Source organism: Janthinobacterium sp. PSPC1-1, assembly GCF_049897625.1.
Classification (GTDB): Bacteria; Pseudomonadota; Gammaproteobacteria; order Burkholderiales; family Burkholderiaceae_D; genus Janthinobacterium; species Janthinobacterium tructae.
In genome coordinates, this window is sequence record NZ_JAFCWP010000003.1 from 268,807 (window position 1) to 285,474 (window position 16,668).

Below are 16,668 nucleotides of genomic sequence, written 5' to 3' on the forward strand. Positions count from 1 at the left end.
TGGCTCGCCACGCGTCCTCCTCACGCCTTGTCCGCGCTCCTGATGAACTGCCAGCAGAAGACGCTCCCTACTGGGATAGCCTCCAAGTCACCAGCATAGCCAGCGCCAATGCGCGCCACACTCCGGCGCTTGCTTTTGAATTCAAAAAAGGCTGGCGGCAGGCGGCGTGCTCGGTGCTAAAATCGGCCATCGCGCCTCCAGCCGGCGGCGCGCCCTGCCTGCGCCCCGGAGAAACCGCATTGGACGATCACAATACACAAGAAAATACGCCCATTTTCCAGCGCATCAAGGATTTTCTGCTGGCCGGCATCGCCGCCGGACGCTGGAAGGAAGGCGACGTGATTCCCTCCGAACAAGCCCTGGTAAAACAATTCGGCGTCTCGCGCATGACGGTCAACCGCGCCGTGCGCGAACTGACCAGCGAGCAAATACTGACGCGGCGCCAGGGTTCCGGCACCTACGTGGCGCAGCAAAAGTACCAGGCGACCTTGTTGGAAATCAAAAGTATCGCCGATGAAGTGCGCGCGCGCGGGCATATCCACCGCAGCAGCTTGCAATTACTCGAACGCACCAAGGCCTCGGATTTGCTGGCCAAACAATTCGGCTTGCCGCCGGAACACCCGCTATTTCATTCGCTGATCGTGCATTTTGAAAACGGCGTGCCGATCCAGGTGGAAGACCGCTGGGTCAATCCCGAATGCGCGCCCGATTACATGACGCAGGATTTTTCCAGCATCACGCCGAACGAATACCTGATGGCCGCCGCCCCCCTGCAAGGCGCCACCTACAGCATCGAGGCGCTGTCGGCGCCGCGCGACATCGCCGAAATGCTGGCCATCGACACCAAACAGCCATGCCTGGTGCTGCGCCGCCAGACGCGCTCGGGCGGCAAGATCGCCTCGATCGCCACCATGTGGCATCCCGGACACCGCTATCAGTTTGCAGGAAGTTTCACTTAAGGCTATCGCCGCGATTGAGTAGCACGATTTCGCGCCAACTTTCTAACGAATTCTCACCAAATCGCAAAAAAAACAGCCATTCCGGGGCAAAAAAAATCCCGTTTTGGCCGTTTCAGAACTTAACTACTGCGACTAAATATTCGATGCTATAGTTGCCGCCAGAAAGCGCCGCAGGCGTTTATTTGAGCGCGCATCATGCCCTGTCAGCCCAGTTCAATCATGCCCCAGAAAGGGATGCATTTGTCGTATTGCAGCCACACGAGTTTCAGCGCACCAGGCCGACGGCGCCCTGCGCTGCATCGGCTCGCTCGTACGATGCTGGCGGCAGGCATGGCACTCTCGCTGCCGGTGCAGGCGGCGGTACACGGTATGGCGCCGACACTGCTGTGGCCGTACGCTGCCGCCAGCGCCACCGCCCTGGCGGGACTGGCTTGCTGGCAAGCCTGGCGGCTGCGGCAACAACTGCGCCGCCTGCTCCTGCCCGCCCATGCCCTGAGCGAACAGGATGCAGGGCAAGCCTTGCGCGGCGCGGCCCTGACTGGCTGGACCTGGCGGCGCCAGTCCGACCGCTTGCAGTTTGCGCCCCAGTACCAGGACGTGCTGGGCGACAAGAGCGCCAGGCTCGACCATACACTGGCCGACTGGCTGGCCGAAGTGCACCGCGACGACCGCGCGCGCCTGAGTCTTACATTTCGACAACACCTGGATGGCCAGGCGCACGGCACCTTCAATTGCGAATTCCGTTTGCGCCACAGCGACGGCCACTGGCGCTGGCTGCTGGCGCGCGGCGCCGTGCTGGCACGCGCCTCGGATGGGGCTGCCACCCACGCCAGCGGCATCGTCTGCGATATCAGCGAACGCAAGCAGGACGAGCAATCGCGCATGCGTTCGATGCTGGAAGCGGCGCCCGAAGCCATGCTGGTGGCCGACGTCGAGGGCAAGGTGCATTACGCGAATCAGATCGGCGCGCGCTGTTTCGGCTATCCGCTGGCCGAATTGACGGGCATGTCGCTGGAGCAACTGGTGCCGGAAAGCACGGCCAACCACTCCGTGGGCGACCCGCAAGCGCGGCACAGCCTGCCGGGCCGGGTGATGATGGCGCGCCGCCGCGACGGCACGCACTTCCCCGCCAAGGTCAGCCTGTCGCCGCTGCGCATGGCCGGGCAAGTGTTTTCCATCGTCTCGCTGCGCGACATGACGCAGCGCCAGCGCGCCGAAGAAGCCTTGCACGCCAGTTCGGAACGCTACCGCCTGATCGTGCAGACGGCGGCCGAAGGCATCTGGATGACGGATGCGGACGGCAAAACCACCTTCGTCAACCCGAAGATGGCGCACATGCTGGGCTATACGGTGCAGGAAATGCTGGGCCGTCCCATGCTCGACTTCATGGACCGCGACAGCCAGTTGCTGATGCAGCGGCGCCTGGCCAGCCACGGCAGCTTGGCCAGCCAGCCGGACCAGGTCGACTTCCGCTTCTTCCGCAAGGACTTGTCCAGCCTGTGGGGCTTGCTGTCGAGCACCAGTATCCAGTCGGACAATGGCGAGCCGGGCGGCACGCTGGCGATGATTACCGACATCACGGAACGGCGCCAGGCGTCCATCGCCCTGTCGAATTCCAGCCAGCGCATGGCCTCCGTATTCGGCGCCGTGACGAATGGCCTGGTGGTGCAGGACAGCCAGGGCCACATCCTGGAAAGCAACGCCGCCGCCGAGCGCATGCTGGCGGCCAGTCCGGCCGGCAATAGCCTGTGGCAAGCCATCCGCGAAGATGGTTCCGCCTTCGACCAGCGCAGCCATCCCGTGCACATCACCCTGTCGACGGGTGTCGCCATGCGCGACGTGCTGATGGGTGTGCAGCAGCCTGACGGCAGCCTGTCGTGGCTGTCCGTAAATACCGAGGCCATCCGCGATGAGTACGGCAAGGTGGGCATGGTGGTGGCCAGCCTGACGGACATCACGTATCACAAGCGCAGCGAGAGCGCCTTGCGCGAACTCAATGAACACTTGGAAGAGCGCGTGGCGCAGCGCACGGAGCAACTGGACCAGGCCAAGCAAGTGGCCGAAGAGGCCAGCCTGGCGAAAGGACAATTCCTGGCCAACATGAGCCATGAAATCCGCACGCCGATGAATGGCGTGATCGGCATGGCGTATCTGGCCCTCAAAACAGACCTGGAACCGCGCCAGCGCGACTACCTGGAAAAAATCCGCTTTGCCGGAGAACACTTGCTGGGCATCATCGACGATATCCTCGACATCTCGAAAATCGAGGCGGGCAAGCTGGAAATCGAGCGCGTCAACTTCAGCTTCGACCACGTGGTGCAAACCCTGATGACGGTGGTGGCGCCGCGCGCCGCCAGCAAGAACCTGGAACTGCTGTTCGAGATCGACCCGCAATTGCCGGCCGTGCTGGTGGGCGACCCGCTGCGCCTGGGGCAAGTGCTGATCAACTACGCCAATAACGCCATCAAGTTCAGCGAACAGGGCTGCATTACCGTAAAAGTGCGCAAAGTGGTGGCGGACGCCAGGCACTGCCTGGTGCGCTTCGAAGTGTGCGACCACGGCATCGGCCTGTCGCAGGATGAAATGAGTAAACTGTTCCAGTCCTTCCAGCAAGCCGACACCTCCACCACGCGCGAATATGGCGGCACGGGCCTGGGCCTGGCCATCTGCAAGCAGCTGGCCCAGCTGATGGGTGGCGACGTGGGCGTCGACAGCCGTCCCGGCGCCGGCAGCACCTTCTGGTTCACGGCCAATCTGGGTATTTCCGACCAGGCGGCGCCGGCCATGCTCGACAGCATGGCGCAGACGGCAGCGGCCATGCGCGCCAGCGCCGACGCCGCCCTGGTCATGCGCACGCTCAAGCATGCGCGCATCCTGCTGGTGGAAGACAACACCTTCAACCAGCAAGTGGCGCTGGAATTGCTGGAAGAAGCGGGCGCCTCCGTCTGCCTGGCCAACAATGGCGAAGAGGCGCTCGACCTGCTGCGCCAGACGCAGTTCGACTGCGTACTGATGGACGTGCAGATGCCGCTGATGGATGGCTTGCAAGCGACGCGCCACATCCGCGCCGACCCGCAGCTGGCGCATCTGCGCGTGCTGGCCATGACGGCCACGGCCACCAGTGAAGACCGCGTGCGCTGCCTGGAGGCGGGCATGGACGATTTCATTTCCAAACCGATCCAGCCGGCCATGATGTACCAGACCATCGCCAGCTGGCTGCCGGCGCGCGAGACACCGCCGCCGCCCGCGCGCAGCCGCGCCGCGCCCGCCTTCAAGACCACGCTGGCCGGCGATCCGCAAGTGATCGACCTGTCCATCCTGGCCAAGTTGCTGGGCTACAACCCGGAAAAAGTGCGCAAATTTGCTTTCAAGTTCCTGCAGACAACGCAGGATGGCTTTGGCGACATCAATGCGGCCCTGGCACGCGGCGACGTGCACCAGGTACGCGAACTGGGGCACCGCATCAAGTCCTCGGCGCGCACCGTGGGGGCCCTGGGGCTGGCCGAACTGTGCCAGAACCTGGAAACCCTGGCGCCGGGCGAACCGGCCGACGAGGCTGAGCGGGCACAACACATTGTGGCGCGCCTGTGGCCCCTGCTGGAACTGATTACCGAACAAATCATGAATAACACCAGCTTTGCCAATGACGATTAGCTACCGCCAAATCACCTTACGGCAAGGTATCGGCATCGACAACGATGCAGCATATCAATAGGAAGACAGAACGATGAATACTGTATCAAACCAAGCAAGCCGGGAACACAACGAAGCAGGCCTGGCGCCGTTGCGCGTGCTGCTGCTGGACGACGACGTTTTCATGCTCGACGTGCTGAGCGACATGCTCGAGCAAATGGGCCCGTTCGACATTCGCTGCGAATCGCACAGCGAACAGGCGCTGGCGACCCTGAAGCAGCACCAGCCCGACCTGCTGATCTGCGACCTGTCCATGCCCGACATCGACGGCATCGAATTTCTGCGCATGGCGGCGGAGAATGGCTTCCGCGGCGGCGTAGTGTTGCTGTCGGGTCTGCATTCGGCCGTGCGCCTGGCAGCCGAACGCCTGGCCGTGGCCAATGGCCTGCATATATTAGGCACCTTCCGCAAGCCGATGGAAAGCGCGGAATTGCAGCTCATGGTGAACTTGCAACTGCAGCACACGGCGCGTCTGGCCAGCGTACATGCCTGAGCGCGGAGGATGGCCGGAGGGCGGGTACGGCGCTGCGGGCCAGCAGGCATGCGGCTTTGCCGCCCTGCCGGCAGGCGCGGTGGCGATATGCCTCAAGTTTTTCTGCAATAATCGCCACGCTTTGAAAAAATGGGTTATTATTTCAGCCATCCCCGCCTGCATACCTCTGGTCGCACCTTCCAAGAATATTGAATTTGTGCCCATTGTCCCCATCTGCTAGCTGCATTCCAGGAAGCATGGATGGCGAACCAGCGTATGGTTAATCCCAGGCATTATTGATCCCACCCTCATTTGAGGAAAATATGAGCGAAAATATCAAACACATTAGCGATGCATCTTTTGAAGCAGACGTCCTGAAATCCGACTTGCCCGTCCTGGTGGACTTCTGGGCTGAATGGTGCGGTCCCTGCAAGGCCATCGCCCCGATCCTGGAAGAAGTGGCCAAGGAATACGCCGGCCGCATCCTGATCGCCAAGATGGACGTGGACGCCAACCAGGCAGTGCCTGCCAAGTTCGGCATCCGCGGCATCCCGACCCTGATCCTGTTCAAGGATGGTGTCGCAGCTGCGCAAAAAGTGGGCGCCATGGCCAAGGGCCAGTTGACCGCTTTCGTCGACAGCAACATTTAATGTATGATAGGCAGCGCTGCGCCCGCAGCGCCGCCTGACTGGAACCACCGGGAAGCGGCTTTGCCATCATTCGTGCACAGCCTGCCCCATAAATAATCAACGCCACGCAGTCCCCTCCCCTACCTTTACATCCCGTCTCGGGACACTCAACACATATGCATTTATCCGAACTAAAGGCCCTACACGTATCCGCCCTGCTTGAGATGGCGATCGGTCTTGACATTGACAACGCAGCCCGCTTGCGCAAACAGGAGCTGATGTTCGCTATCCTGAAAAAACGCGCCAAGTCCGGCGAACAGATTTTTGGCGACGGCGCCCTGGAAGTGCTGCCAGACGGCTTCGGCTTCCTGCGCTCGCCTGACGCCAGCTACATGGCGTCCACCGACGACATTTACATCTCCCCTTCGCAAATCCGCCGCTTCAATCTGCACACCGGTGATTCGATCGAGGGCGAGGTTCGGACCCCGAAAGATGGCGAACGCTATTTCGCATTGGTCAAAGTCGACAAGGTCAACGGCGAATCGCCGGAGATGTCGAAACACCGCATCCTGTTTGAAAACCTGACGCCGCTGCACCCGAACGAGCCGCTGCGCCTGGAACGTGAAATGAATGGCCAGGAAAACATCACCGGCCGTATCATCGACCTGATCGCCCCGATCGGCAAAGGCCAGCGCGGCTTGCTGGTGGCATCGCCGAAATCCGGTAAATCCGTGATCCTGCAGCACATCGCGCATGCGATCACGGCCAATCACCCGGATATCACGCTGATCGTGCTGCTGATCGACGAACGTCCGGAAGAAGTTACCGAAATGCAACGCTCCGTGCGCGGCGAAGTCGTCGCCTCGACCTTCGACGAGCCGGCCACGCGCCACGTGCAAGTAGCCGAGATGGTGTTGGAAAAAGCCAAGCGCCTGGTCGAAATGAAAAAAGACGTGGTCATCCTGCTCGACTCGATCACCCGTCTGGCCCGTGCCTACAACACCGTCATCCCTGCCTCGGGCAAGGTCCTGACCGGTGGTGTCGACGCCAACGCGCTGCAACGTCCAAAACGCTTCTTCGGCGCCGCGCGCAATATCGAAGAAGGCGGTTCGCTGACCATCATCGCCACGGCGCTGATCGAAACGGGTTCGCGCATGGATGACGTGATCTTTGAAGAATTCAAGGGTACCGGCAACATGGAAGTGCATCTGGAACGCCGCCTGGCCGAGAAACGTGTCTATCCGGCAATTAACCTGAACAAATCGGGTACCCGCCGCGAAGAACTGCTGATCAAGCCGAACGAACTGCAAAAAATCTGGATCCTGCGCAAGTTGCTGTACTCGATGGACGAGATCGAGGCGATGGAGTTCATCTTGGACAAGATGAAAGCAACGAAGAACAACGCCGAATTCTTCGACATGATGCGCCGCGGCGGCTAATACCGGCCAGCAGCGTAGGTCGGATTAGGCCGCAGGCCGTAATCCGACACCACCACTGGCCGCCGCGCCAACAATGTTGTCGGATTACGCGCTTGCGCGCTAATCCGACCTACATTGCGCCACGCCGACCATTCGCGATCATGCAAAGCCGCTTTCGAGCGGCTTTTTTATTGCCGCCGGCCCGAAAGCGCTATATAATCTGCGGTTGCATTATTTTAACCCTGGCAAGTGATCGGCAATCGGGTCAAGAAGCAAGACGACCGACGAAGTGCTGTTTGGCTACCAAACTAGAGAGAAGACCATGAAAGTCGATACCCATCCAGAATACCGCGAAGTTGTTTTCCACGATCTGTCGTGCGATTTCAAATTCGTTACCCGCTCGACCATCCAAACCCGCGAAAAAATCACCCACGACGGTAAAGAATACCCACTGGTGAAGATCGAGGTTTCGGCTGAATCGCACCCATTCTTCACGGGCAAGCACAAAATCGTCGATACCGCTGGTCGCGTCGAGAAGTTCCGTCAGAAGTTCGGTACCGTTGGTTCGAAAACCGCAGTCGCAGCAGGCTGATTTTTGCCGCTCTGCGGCAAAAAAAGGGCAGCTTCGGCTACCAGAGAAAAGGCAGCTACGGCTGCCTTTTTTGTCTTTGGCCGCTTTACTTTATACTCGCGCATACCCGACGCCATTCGTCGCGTCTTGCCACTATTCTGATACCGATTATCGATGAAGCCAGTCCGCCTTCCTGCCGCTGCCACACTCGCGCTGCCACGATGGGCCTTGTTTGCGCTTGGCCTGCTGTACATCCTGCCTGGCCTGATCGGCCGCGAACCGTGGAAGAACGATGACGCCGCCAGTTTCGGCATCATGTGGACCATGGCGCATGGCGGCCTGAACGACTGGCTGTGGCCCAACGTAGCCGGCCTGTCCTGGCCCGAGGAAGGCCCGCTGGCCTTCTGGCTGGGCGCCATTTTCATCAAGCTGTTCGGCTGGATCGACGGCGACGTCTTCGGCGCGCGCATGTCGACCATCGGCATCTTCGTCGTCAGCACCCTGTCCGTCTGGTACACCGCCTTCAACCTGGGCCGCCGCAATGACGCCCAGCCCCTGCGCCTGGCCTTCGGCGGCCAGCCCGAGCCGGACGATTTCGGCCGCACCTTGGCCGATGCCGCCGTGCTCATCTATCTGGGCTGCCTGGGTTTGCTGCAGCACAGCCACGACATCACGGCCGAAGCGCTGTACGTGTCCCTGATGGCCTATTTGCTGTATCGCGCCGTGCGCTATGTGGAAGGCCCGTCCATGCGCAATGCAGCCCTGCTGGGCCTGGCGCTGGGCGGCCTGACCCTCACGCGCGGCTGGATCACGCCGGCGGCGCTGAGCATCGCCCTGCTGCTATGCACCGTCTTCCTGCGCCTGCCGCTGCTGCGCAGCATGCGCCACCTGGCGCTGGCCGTGCTCGTGGCCATCGCACTGACCCTGGTCTGGCTGTTGCCGGGCGAACTGCTGCAGCCATACGGCCATTCGCCGCTGCAGGCATGGATGGAGTGGAATTGCCGCCAGTTCAGCGCCCCGAGCCTGAAAAGCCTGCAATATTTCTTGCGTGTCGGCATCTGGTTCTTCTGGCCCGCGTGGCCGTTCGCCGCCTGGGCCGTGTATGCCTGGCGCCGCCAGCGCCACGTGTTGCACATCGTCGTGCCGCTGACCTTTGTCGCCATGCTGGCCATCCTGGGTCTGTGCCACCCCGATCCCGAACCGAGCCAGCTGTTGCCCCTGCTGCCGCCGCTGGCCGTGATGGCCGCGTTCGGCCTGCTGACCATGAAACGGGGCGCCATCAACGCCATCGACTGGTTCTCCGTCATGGTGCTGACCATCTGCGCCATCGTACTGTGGCTGTTCTGGTTCGCCATCCTGACGGGCTGGCCGCCGCAACAGGCCCACAATGCACTGAAACTCGTGCCAGGATTCAAGCCCGAGCTGGAACTGGTGGCCTTCTTCGTGGCCGCTGGCGTCACGGCCGGCTGGATCGCCCTGGTGCACTGGCGCATCTCGCGCCAGCCTGCCGTGCTGTGGCGCGCCGTGGTGCTGTCGTCCGGCGGCCTGATCCTGATCTGGGTCCTGATCATGACGCTGTTCCTGCCACCGCTGAACTACAGCAAGAGCTACGCCAGCGTGGCGCACCAGATTTCCATCCATCTGCCGCCAGGCAGCAAGTGCATCAACAGCAACGTCGGCGCCGCCCAGCGCGCCTCGTTCGCCTACTACGGCCACCTGCCGTTTGCCAGCGTGGAGCAGCAGCAATGCGATGTGTTCTTGTTGCAAGACAGCATCAAGGTTCCCGACAGTAAGGAACAGCTGCCCGAGCATCACGGCGCGGACTGGATCAAGCTATGGGAGGGCCGCCGTCCCACCGACAACGTGGAGCGCTTCCGCCTGTACCAGCGCGTCAGGTAATACACGAAAAACCGGGTATGTCCCGGTTTTTTCTTGCCCGCCAGGCTAGCCTCGAGAATAGATAAAATGTTGCTTTTAAGTATAGTCAATTAGCTAAAATGAACGACAATTGCTTTTTACATTATAATGTCGGCCAGCGCGATGGCGGTGTACTTGCTTTCCCGCCCTTCCGTCCCTATTACTAGAGAATATTTATGACATTTTTTGCCTCACGCACCTTGCCGCTCATCAGCGCCGCCCTGTTCGCTTTTTCCTTCAGCGCCTCGGCCCAGGCGACCGTGATTGACCTCGGTGTCGCCAACGGCTACTCGGCCTTCATCTTCGGCAACATCGGCAGCAGCAACGCCAGCGGCTTTACCAGTGTCGGCGGCAGCCTGGCCGCTGGCGGCAGTATCTACCTGGACGGCTACAGCGTCGGCACGAACAAGAAGCCGGGCAGCGCCGCCAACACGCTGGTTGCCGGTAGCAACCTGAACATCGGCGGCGGCAGCATCAACGGCACGGGCGTCTACGGCGTGAGCAATGCCAACGGCAGCGTGACTGCGCCATCGTGGTACCCAACGGGCACCTTCAGCAAGGGCAATGCCTCCACCCTGGACTTTGCAGCGGCCCAGCAGCAACTGACGACCCTGTCGGGCGATGTGGCCAAGCTGCAATCGAACGGCACCGTGATCTCCCAATACGGCGGCTTCAAGCTGGTGGGCGACGTCAACGCCGACGTGAATGTCTTCACGATCGATGCGGACAACCTGCATAACCTGATCCTGGACGTATCGTCGCTGAAAAGCACGGCCAGCATCATCATCAACGGCACGGCCACCAAAATCACCATGAGCGGCGGCTTCGACAATTTCGCCAGTTTCGCCGACCGTACGCTGCTGAACTTCGCCAATGCCACCACCACCAACCTGCAGAACGTCGGCATCAACGGCAGCATCCTGGCGCCGAACAGCGCGTTTTCCGGTTCGGGCAGCATGAACGGCACCCTGATCGCCAATTCGGTCAGCTCGATCAATTATGGCCACGTCTCGATGAACGGCTCCGGCTTCAACACGGTGAGCGTCTCGGCCGTACCAGAGCCAGGCACCTACGCCATGCTGCTGGCTGGCCTGGGCTTGCTCGCCTTCGTACGCCGCCGCACGCCAGCGCGCGCACCGCAAGCGCAACTGGCCTGAACTTCACGCTGCAGCCATAAAAAAAACACCGGGCCGCGCGAGCGTCCCGGTGTTTTTTTTATGTGCTGGCGAAAGGATTACTCAGCGCTCAGCCCCAGATCCGTGGCAACTTGCTGGCGCAACAAATATTTCTGGATCTTGCCCGTCACCGTCATGGGAAATTCCTCGACGAAACGCACATAGCGGGGAATCTTGTAATAGGCGATCTGCCCGTCGCAAAAGGCGCGGATATCCTCGCTGGTGGCCTGCGTGCCCGGCCGCAGAATGATGCAGGCGCACAACTCCTCGCCATACTTGGCATCGGGCACGCCCACGCATTGCACGTCGAGCACGCTCGGGTGGCGGTACAGGAATTCCTCCACCTCGCGCGGATAGATGTTTTCACCGCCACGGATGACCATGTCTTTCGAGCGGCCGACGATGCTGCAAAAGCCGTTCTCATCGATGACGGCCAGGTCGCCCGTGTGCATCCAGCGCGCCGTGTCGATAGCTTCGGCTGTTTTTTCCGGGTCGCCCCAGTAGCCCTGCATCACGGAATAACCGCGCGTGAGCAATTCGCCCTTCTCGCCGCGCGGCACGATCCGCCCTTCCGCATCGACGATTTTCACTTCCAGGTGCGGGTGGACGCGGCCGATGGACGAGACGCGCATTTCGCGCGGGTCTTCGATCGCCGTCTGGAAGCTGACGGGCGACGTTTCCGTCATGCCATACGCGATGGTGATTTCCGCCATGTGCATCAATTCGATGACCCTCGTCATGACTTCCATCGGACACGGCGAGCCGGCCATGATGCCGGTGCGCAAGTTCGACAGATCGTATTGTTTGAAATCAGGATGGTCGAGGATGGCGATGAACATGGTGGGCACGCCATGCAGCCCCGTGCAGCGCTCGGCCTGCACCGTTTCCAGCACGGCCTTCGGATCGAAACCTTCGCCCGGGAACACCATGGCCGCGCCATGCGTGACGCAAGCCAGGTTGCCCAGCACCATGCCGAAACAGTGGTACAGGGGCACGGGTATGCACAAGCGGTCCTGCTGCGTCAGGCGCATGGCTTCGCCGATGAAAAAGCCGTTGTTCAGGATATTGTGGTGCGTCAAGGTGGCGCCCTTCGGCGCGCCCGTGGTGCCGGACGTGAACTGAATGTTGACGGCGTCGTCAAACTGCAAGGTGGCGCTGACGTCTGCCAGGTGCGCCAGGTCGGCGTCCGTGATGCCCTCCATCACCGCGTCGAAGTTATGCATGCCTGGCGTGGCGGCCGTGCCCAGGCGGATGACGTGGCGCAATTGCGGCAGGCGCGGCGACTGCAGGGCGCCCGCGCGCGAACGGGCGATCTCCGGCACCACGTCTTGCACGATGGCCAGGTAGTCGCTGGACTTGAAGCTGGGCGACAGGATCAGCGCGCTGCATTGCACCTTGTCGAGCACGTACTCGAGTTCCGAACGCCGGTAGGCGGGGTTGATGTTGACCATGATCAATCCGGCTTGCGCCGTGGCGAACTGGGTCAGTACCCATTCGGCGCAGTTTTGCGACCAGATGCCGACCCGGTCGCCCGGCTGCAAGCCCAGCTTCAGCAAGCCGGCGGCCAGCCGGTGCACGCGCTGCTGGAATTCGGCATACGTCCAGCGCACGTTCTGATGCGCCACGATCAGGGCATCGTGCTGGCCGTAGCGGGCGGCGACGCCGTCCAGGTAAGCGCCTATGGTTTCGCCGATCAACGGCGTCTCGTGGGCGCCATGTACATAACTCATTGCTTGCATGCTGTCTCCAGGGTGTGTGGCGCGACGCGCTCTTGTTATCGTCTTCGATGCTGAAAATTATAGCCGCAACCGCCCCCGCCCTGCTCCGGCTTGCTGTAATGTGCAGGCCAGCACACCAGACATTCACGGCACCATGACAGGCAACGCGCAGCACCCGCCCGAACAGGGCTTTATTTTGACCCGCCACTGGCACGACACGCGCGACGGCACGGAAGTCGATTTCTGGCTGGCAACAGACGCCGGGCCACGCCACGTGCGCCTGCCCGTGCAGACGGCCGTCGCCTTCCTTCCCATGGAGCAGCGCGAGCAGGCGGAACTGTTGCTGCGCGGCGAGCGCCACGCCGAGTTGCGGCCCCTGTCGCTGTGCGATTTTCACCAGCGCCCCGTGCTGGGCTTATATTGCAAGCAATACCGGCATTTGCTGAAGCTGGAAAAGCAGCTGCGCGCCCACGGCGTCGACGTGTACGAAGCCGACATCCGCCCTCCCGAGCGCTACCTGATGGAGCGTTTCATTACGGCGCCGGTAAGCGTCAAAGGAGAAACAGGACAGGAAGTGCAGCTGAGGCCGTCGCCCGGCTACCGCCCCACATTAAAACTGGCATCGCTCGATATCGAGACGACGGCGCATGGCGAGCTGTATTCGCTGGCGCTGGAAGGCTGCGGCCAGCGCCAGGTCTACATGCTGGGGCCGCCAAACGGCGGCGACGAAATCCTCGATTTCGACCTTGAATACTGTGACACGCGCGCACAGATCCTCGAACGCCTGAACACGTGGATGGAAGAGCACGATCCGGACGCCATCATCGGCTGGAACCTGGTGCAGTTCGACTTGCGCGTGCTCAAGGAACATGCCGAGCGCTATCAAATTCCCTTGCGGCTGGGACGCGGCGGCGCCGTGATGGAATGGCGCGAACATGGCGGCAAGCAAGAACACTATTTTGCCGCCGCCGCAGGACGGCTGATCATCGACGGCATCGAAGCATTAAAATCGGCGACGTGGAATTTTTCCTCGTTCAGCCTGGAAAACGTGGCGCAAACGCTGTTGGGCGAAGGCAAGTCCATCGACAATCCCTACCAGCGCATGGCCGAAATCGACCGGCGTTTCCGCGAGGATAAACCGGCACTGGCGCGCTACAACCTCAAGGATTGCGAACTGGTCACGCGCATCTTCGCGAAAACCGAGTTGCTGACGTTCTTGCTGGAACGGGCCAGCGTGACGGGCCTGGCGGCCGACCGCAGCGGCGGCTCCGTGGCCGCCTTCGAACACTTGTACTTGCCGCTGATGCACCGGCAGGGTTATGTGGCGCCCAACCTGGGCGATATCTCCGGCGAAAACAGCCCCGGCGGCTTCGTCATGGATTCCCAGTCGGGCCTGTACGACTCCGTGCTGGTGCTCGACTACAAAAGCCTGTACCCGTCCATCATCCGCACCTTCCTGATCGATCCCGTGGGACTGGTGGTGGGCACCAGCGGCGACGAAGCCGATACCGTGCCCGGCTACCGGGGCGCGCAGTTTTCGCGCGTCAAACACTGCCTGCCCACCATCGTGGAACAGGTGTGGCAAGGGCGCGAGACGGCCAAGCGCGAGCGTAACGCGCCCCTGTCGCAAGCGTTAAAAATCATCATGAATGCGTTTTATGGCGTGCTGGGATCGAGTGGCTGCCGCTTCTTCGACCCGCGCCTGGCCTCGTCGATCACCCTGCGTGGCCACGACATCATGCACCGCACGCGCGAACTGATCACCGAACAGGGGTATCAAGTGATCTATGGCGACACGGATTCCACCTTCGTGTGGCTGAAAACGGCGCATACGGATGAAGAGGCGGGCAAGATCGGCCGCGCCCTGGTGACGCACGTCAACGCTTGGTGGGATGCACATCTGCGCGAGGAATTCGGCCTGGAGAATGCGCTGGAGCTGGAATTCGAGACGCATTACCGGCGCTTCCTGATGCCCACCATCCGCGGCTCGGAAGAAGGCAGCAAGAAGCGCTATGCGGGCCTGGTGGGCAAGCCCGATGGCAGCGAACAGATGGTCTACAAGGGCCTGGAAACGGTGCGCAGCGACTGGACGCCGCTGGCGCAGCAATTTCAGCAAGAGTTATACCGGCGCATCTTCCAGCGCGCCGCCTACCAGGATTATGTGCGCGACTACGTGGCGCGCACCGTGCGCGGCGAATGCGACGCTTTATTGGTCTACCGCAAGCGCTTGCGCCGCCCCCTCGGCGATTACCAGCGCAATGTGCCGCCCCATGTGCGCGCGGCGCGCACGGCCGACGCCTACAACCTGGCGCAGGGCCGGCCGCTGCAATACCAGAACGGCGGCTGGATCAGCTATGTCATCACGGTGGCTGGGCCGGAACCGCTGGAAACGCAGCGCTCGCCCATCGACTACCACCACTACCTGACGCGCCAGCTGCAGCCGGTGGCCGACGCGATCCTGCCCTTCCTGGGCGACGATTTTTCGCGCCTCGTGTCCGGGCAGCAGGATTTGTTTTAGGTCAATTTTACTGACCGGCATGGCCAAGCTGGGGTAATATCGGCGCCTGCCAGGCCAGTCCGCGGGCGCTGTGCGCCGGGGCAGCGTAAAATACGCCATGGCGAAAGAATAAGAGCTCCACCGCAGAAGAAGATGCCGCTCCAGACGAGAATCGTTCGCAACATGATTTTCCCGGCTGAAATGGCGCATAATTTACAACTATGTTGAACCAGCGGGCAGTAGGATTAGCCATCTGCCTGCTAATTTTTGAATGAATTGATACCATGACCGAGATTACGTCCTTAAGAGACATCCCGCAAAAAAATATCTTCCGCAAGGGCGACACCTTTGTGCTGTTCGGCGAGCTGTTCGGCCGCGGCTATGTGAATGGCTTGCTGGACGAAGCGCGCAAGGCGGGCATGAATATCGTCGGCATGACGGTCGGCCGCCGCGATGAAAACATGGCGCTGCGCCCGCTGAACGCGGAAGAGCTGGCGGAAGCCGAAGCCAACCTGGGCGGCCGCATCATCAATGTGCCGCTGATGGCCGGTTTCGACCTCGATGCGCCTGCCGGCGAACCGACGCCGACGGCCCTGCTGGCCGACATGACCCTGAAAAGCTGGCAAGAAGACAAGCTGGACTGGGCGCAGATCGAACGCTGCCGCGAAGCCGGCATCGCTCGCTTCAGCGCTTCCGTGGCGAAAGCCATGGCCGAGCTGGACAGCCTGATTCCTGACGGCAGCAATGTGTATTTCGCCCACACCATGGCGGGCGGCATTCCAAAGGTCAAGGTCTTCCTGGCGATTGCCAACCGCATCTACAAAGGCCGCGGCGAGCGCTTCATGTCCTCGCGCGCCCTGCTCGACAGCGACCTGGGCAAATTGATCCTGATGAACTTCGACGAAGTCACGGCCAACACCCTGCAGCACCTGATCGACGGCAGCGCTGCCATCCGCGCGCGCATCGAGCAAACAGGCGGCCAGGTGCGCTACAGCGCCTACGGTTACCACGGCACCGAGATCTTGATCGACGGCAAATACCAGTGGCAAACCTACAGTAACTACACGCAAGGCCTGGCCAAGAAGCGCCTGGAAAACGTGGCCAAGGCCGCGTGGGAAAAAGGCATCAAGGCCACCGTCTTCAACTGCCCGGAAATCCGCACGAATTCGTCCGACATTTTTGTCGGCGTGGAACTGTCCTTGTTCCCCCTGCTCGACGCGCTGAAAAAAGAAGGCGGCGGCGCCTGGGCCGAAGAGCAATGGAAAATCTGCCAGGGCTTGCTGGAAGACGGCGTCTCGCTGCAAGACTTGCTCGACCGTATCGCCACCTACAACGGCGACGCCACCAGCGTGCAGTTCCGCAACTTCGCCGCCTGGCCGATGGACAACACGCCAGAACTGGCCGACGTCATGATCGGTACCTCGGACGACATCACCAAGCTGCACAAGGACCGCAAGGAACTGATCACCGACCACCTGAGCTCGCTGGTGCTGGAAGGCACGGGCCCGCTGATGTTCCACACCATGTCGGAACCGCCAGCGCCCGTCATCTGGCTCAACCACGACATCATCGCGCGCCAGCTGAACTCGGTTCACAACTGAGTTTGATGTAGCGTAAGG

At 61.4% G+C, this 16,668-nt stretch carries 11 protein-coding genes; 10 read left to right on the forward strand and 1 reads right to left on the reverse strand.

Going from position 1 to position 16,668, the window contains the following annotated elements:
- Positions 1–239: 239 nt before the first annotated feature.
- The 8 genes from hutC to ACP7EG_RS12315 all read left to right on the forward strand — a co-directional run bounded on the left by hutC (position 240) and on the right by ACP7EG_RS12315 (position 10,816).
- Positions 240–959 (forward strand): histidine utilization repressor, encoded by a 720-nt coding sequence (gene hutC / locus ACP7EG_RS12280; RefSeq protein WP_289946234.1) that lies wholly within the window; start codon positions 240–242, stop codon positions 957–959.
- A gap of 330 nt (positions 960–1,289) precedes the next feature.
- Positions 1,290–4,613 (forward strand): PAS domain S-box protein, encoded by a 3,324-nt coding sequence (locus ACP7EG_RS12285; RefSeq protein ID WP_426087818.1) that lies wholly within the window; start codon positions 1,290–1,292, stop codon positions 4,611–4,613.
- Positions 4,614–4,686: 73 nt separating this feature from the next.
- Positions 4,687–5,145 (forward strand): response regulator, encoded by a 459-nt coding sequence (locus tag ACP7EG_RS12290; RefSeq protein WP_071075391.1) that lies wholly within the window; start codon positions 4,687–4,689, stop codon positions 5,143–5,145.
- Positions 5,146–5,447: 302 nt separating this feature from the next.
- Positions 5,448–5,774: a thioredoxin TrxA gene (trxA, locus tag ACP7EG_RS12295; RefSeq protein ID WP_100874563.1), complete on the forward strand. Its 327-nt coding sequence runs from the start codon at positions 5,448–5,450 to the stop codon at positions 5,772–5,774.
- Between the two features lie 155 nt (positions 5,775–5,929).
- Complete coding sequence (gene rho / locus ACP7EG_RS12300; RefSeq protein ID WP_034746249.1) at positions 5,930–7,192, forward strand: transcription termination factor Rho; 1,263 nt, start codon at positions 5,930–5,932, stop codon at positions 7,190–7,192.
- Positions 7,193–7,493: 301 nt separating this feature from the next.
- A complete protein-coding gene (locus ACP7EG_RS12305; protein WP_010401544.1) occupies positions 7,494–7,763 on the forward strand; it encodes a type B 50S ribosomal protein L31 in 270 nt (89 codons plus the stop codon).
- Between the two features lie 153 nt (positions 7,764–7,916).
- Positions 7,917–9,641, forward strand: coding sequence for an ArnT family glycosyltransferase (locus ACP7EG_RS12310; protein ID WP_426087819.1), 1,725 nt, complete (start codon positions 7,917–7,919; stop codon positions 9,639–9,641).
- A 194-nt stretch (positions 9,642–9,835) separates the two neighbouring features.
- Positions 9,836–10,816 carry a choice-of-anchor A family protein gene (locus ACP7EG_RS12315; RefSeq protein WP_426087820.1) on the forward strand — a complete coding sequence of 327 codons (981 nt, stop codon included), beginning with the start codon at positions 9,836–9,838 and terminating at the stop codon, positions 10,814–10,816.
- 77 nt (positions 10,817–10,893) lie between these two features.
- On the opposite strand, the gene ACP7EG_RS12320 is transcribed toward ACP7EG_RS12315, so the two are convergent.
- On the reverse strand, positions 10,894–12,573 hold the full coding sequence (locus ACP7EG_RS12320) for an AMP-binding protein (protein ID WP_426087821.1): 1,680 nt from the start codon (positions 12,571–12,573) through the stop codon (positions 10,894–10,896).
- Positions 12,574–12,706: 133 nt separating this feature from the next.
- Between ACP7EG_RS12320 and ACP7EG_RS12325 the strand changes: the two genes are divergently transcribed.
- Positions 12,707–15,070, forward strand: coding sequence for a DNA polymerase II (locus ACP7EG_RS12325; RefSeq protein ID WP_426087822.1), 2,364 nt, complete (start codon positions 12,707–12,709; stop codon positions 15,068–15,070).
- Between the two features lie 263 nt (positions 15,071–15,333).
- Positions 15,334–16,650, forward strand: coding sequence for an enoyl ACP reductase FabMG family protein (locus ACP7EG_RS12330; protein ID WP_426087823.1), 1,317 nt, complete (start codon positions 15,334–15,336; stop codon positions 16,648–16,650).
- Positions 16,651–16,668: the final 18 nt, after the last annotated feature.

Excerpts from the sequence above, each read along its gene's own strand:
- ACP7EG_RS12285 (WP_426087818.1), top strand. The coding sequence starts at position 1,290 with ATGGCACTCTCGCTGCCGGTGCAGGCGGCGGTACACGGTATGGCGCCG.
- ACP7EG_RS12290 (WP_071075391.1), top strand. The coding sequence starts at position 4,687 with ATGAATACTGTATCAAACCAAGCAAGCCGGGAACACAACGAAGCAGGC.
- trxA (WP_100874563.1), top strand. The coding sequence starts at position 5,448 with ATGAGCGAAAATATCAAACACATTAGCGATGCATCTTTTGAAGCAGAC.
- rho (WP_034746249.1), top strand. The coding sequence starts at position 5,930 with ATGCATTTATCCGAACTAAAGGCCCTACACGTATCCGCCCTGCTTGAG.
- ACP7EG_RS12305 (WP_010401544.1), top strand. The coding sequence starts at position 7,494 with ATGAAAGTCGATACCCATCCAGAATACCGCGAAGTTGTTTTCCACGAT.
- ACP7EG_RS12310 (WP_426087819.1), top strand. The coding sequence starts at position 7,917 with ATGAAGCCAGTCCGCCTTCCTGCCGCTGCCACACTCGCGCTGCCACGA.
- ACP7EG_RS12315 (WP_426087820.1), top strand. The coding sequence starts at position 9,836 with ATGACATTTTTTGCCTCACGCACCTTGCCGCTCATCAGCGCCGCCCTG.
- ACP7EG_RS12320 (WP_426087821.1), bottom strand. The coding sequence starts at position 12,573 with ATGCAAGCAATGAGTTATGTACATGGCGCCCACGAGACGCCGTTGATC.
- ACP7EG_RS12325 (WP_426087822.1), top strand. The coding sequence starts at position 12,707 with ATGACAGGCAACGCGCAGCACCCGCCCGAACAGGGCTTTATTTTGACC.
- ACP7EG_RS12330 (WP_426087823.1), top strand. The coding sequence starts at position 15,334 with ATGACCGAGATTACGTCCTTAAGAGACATCCCGCAAAAAAATATCTTC.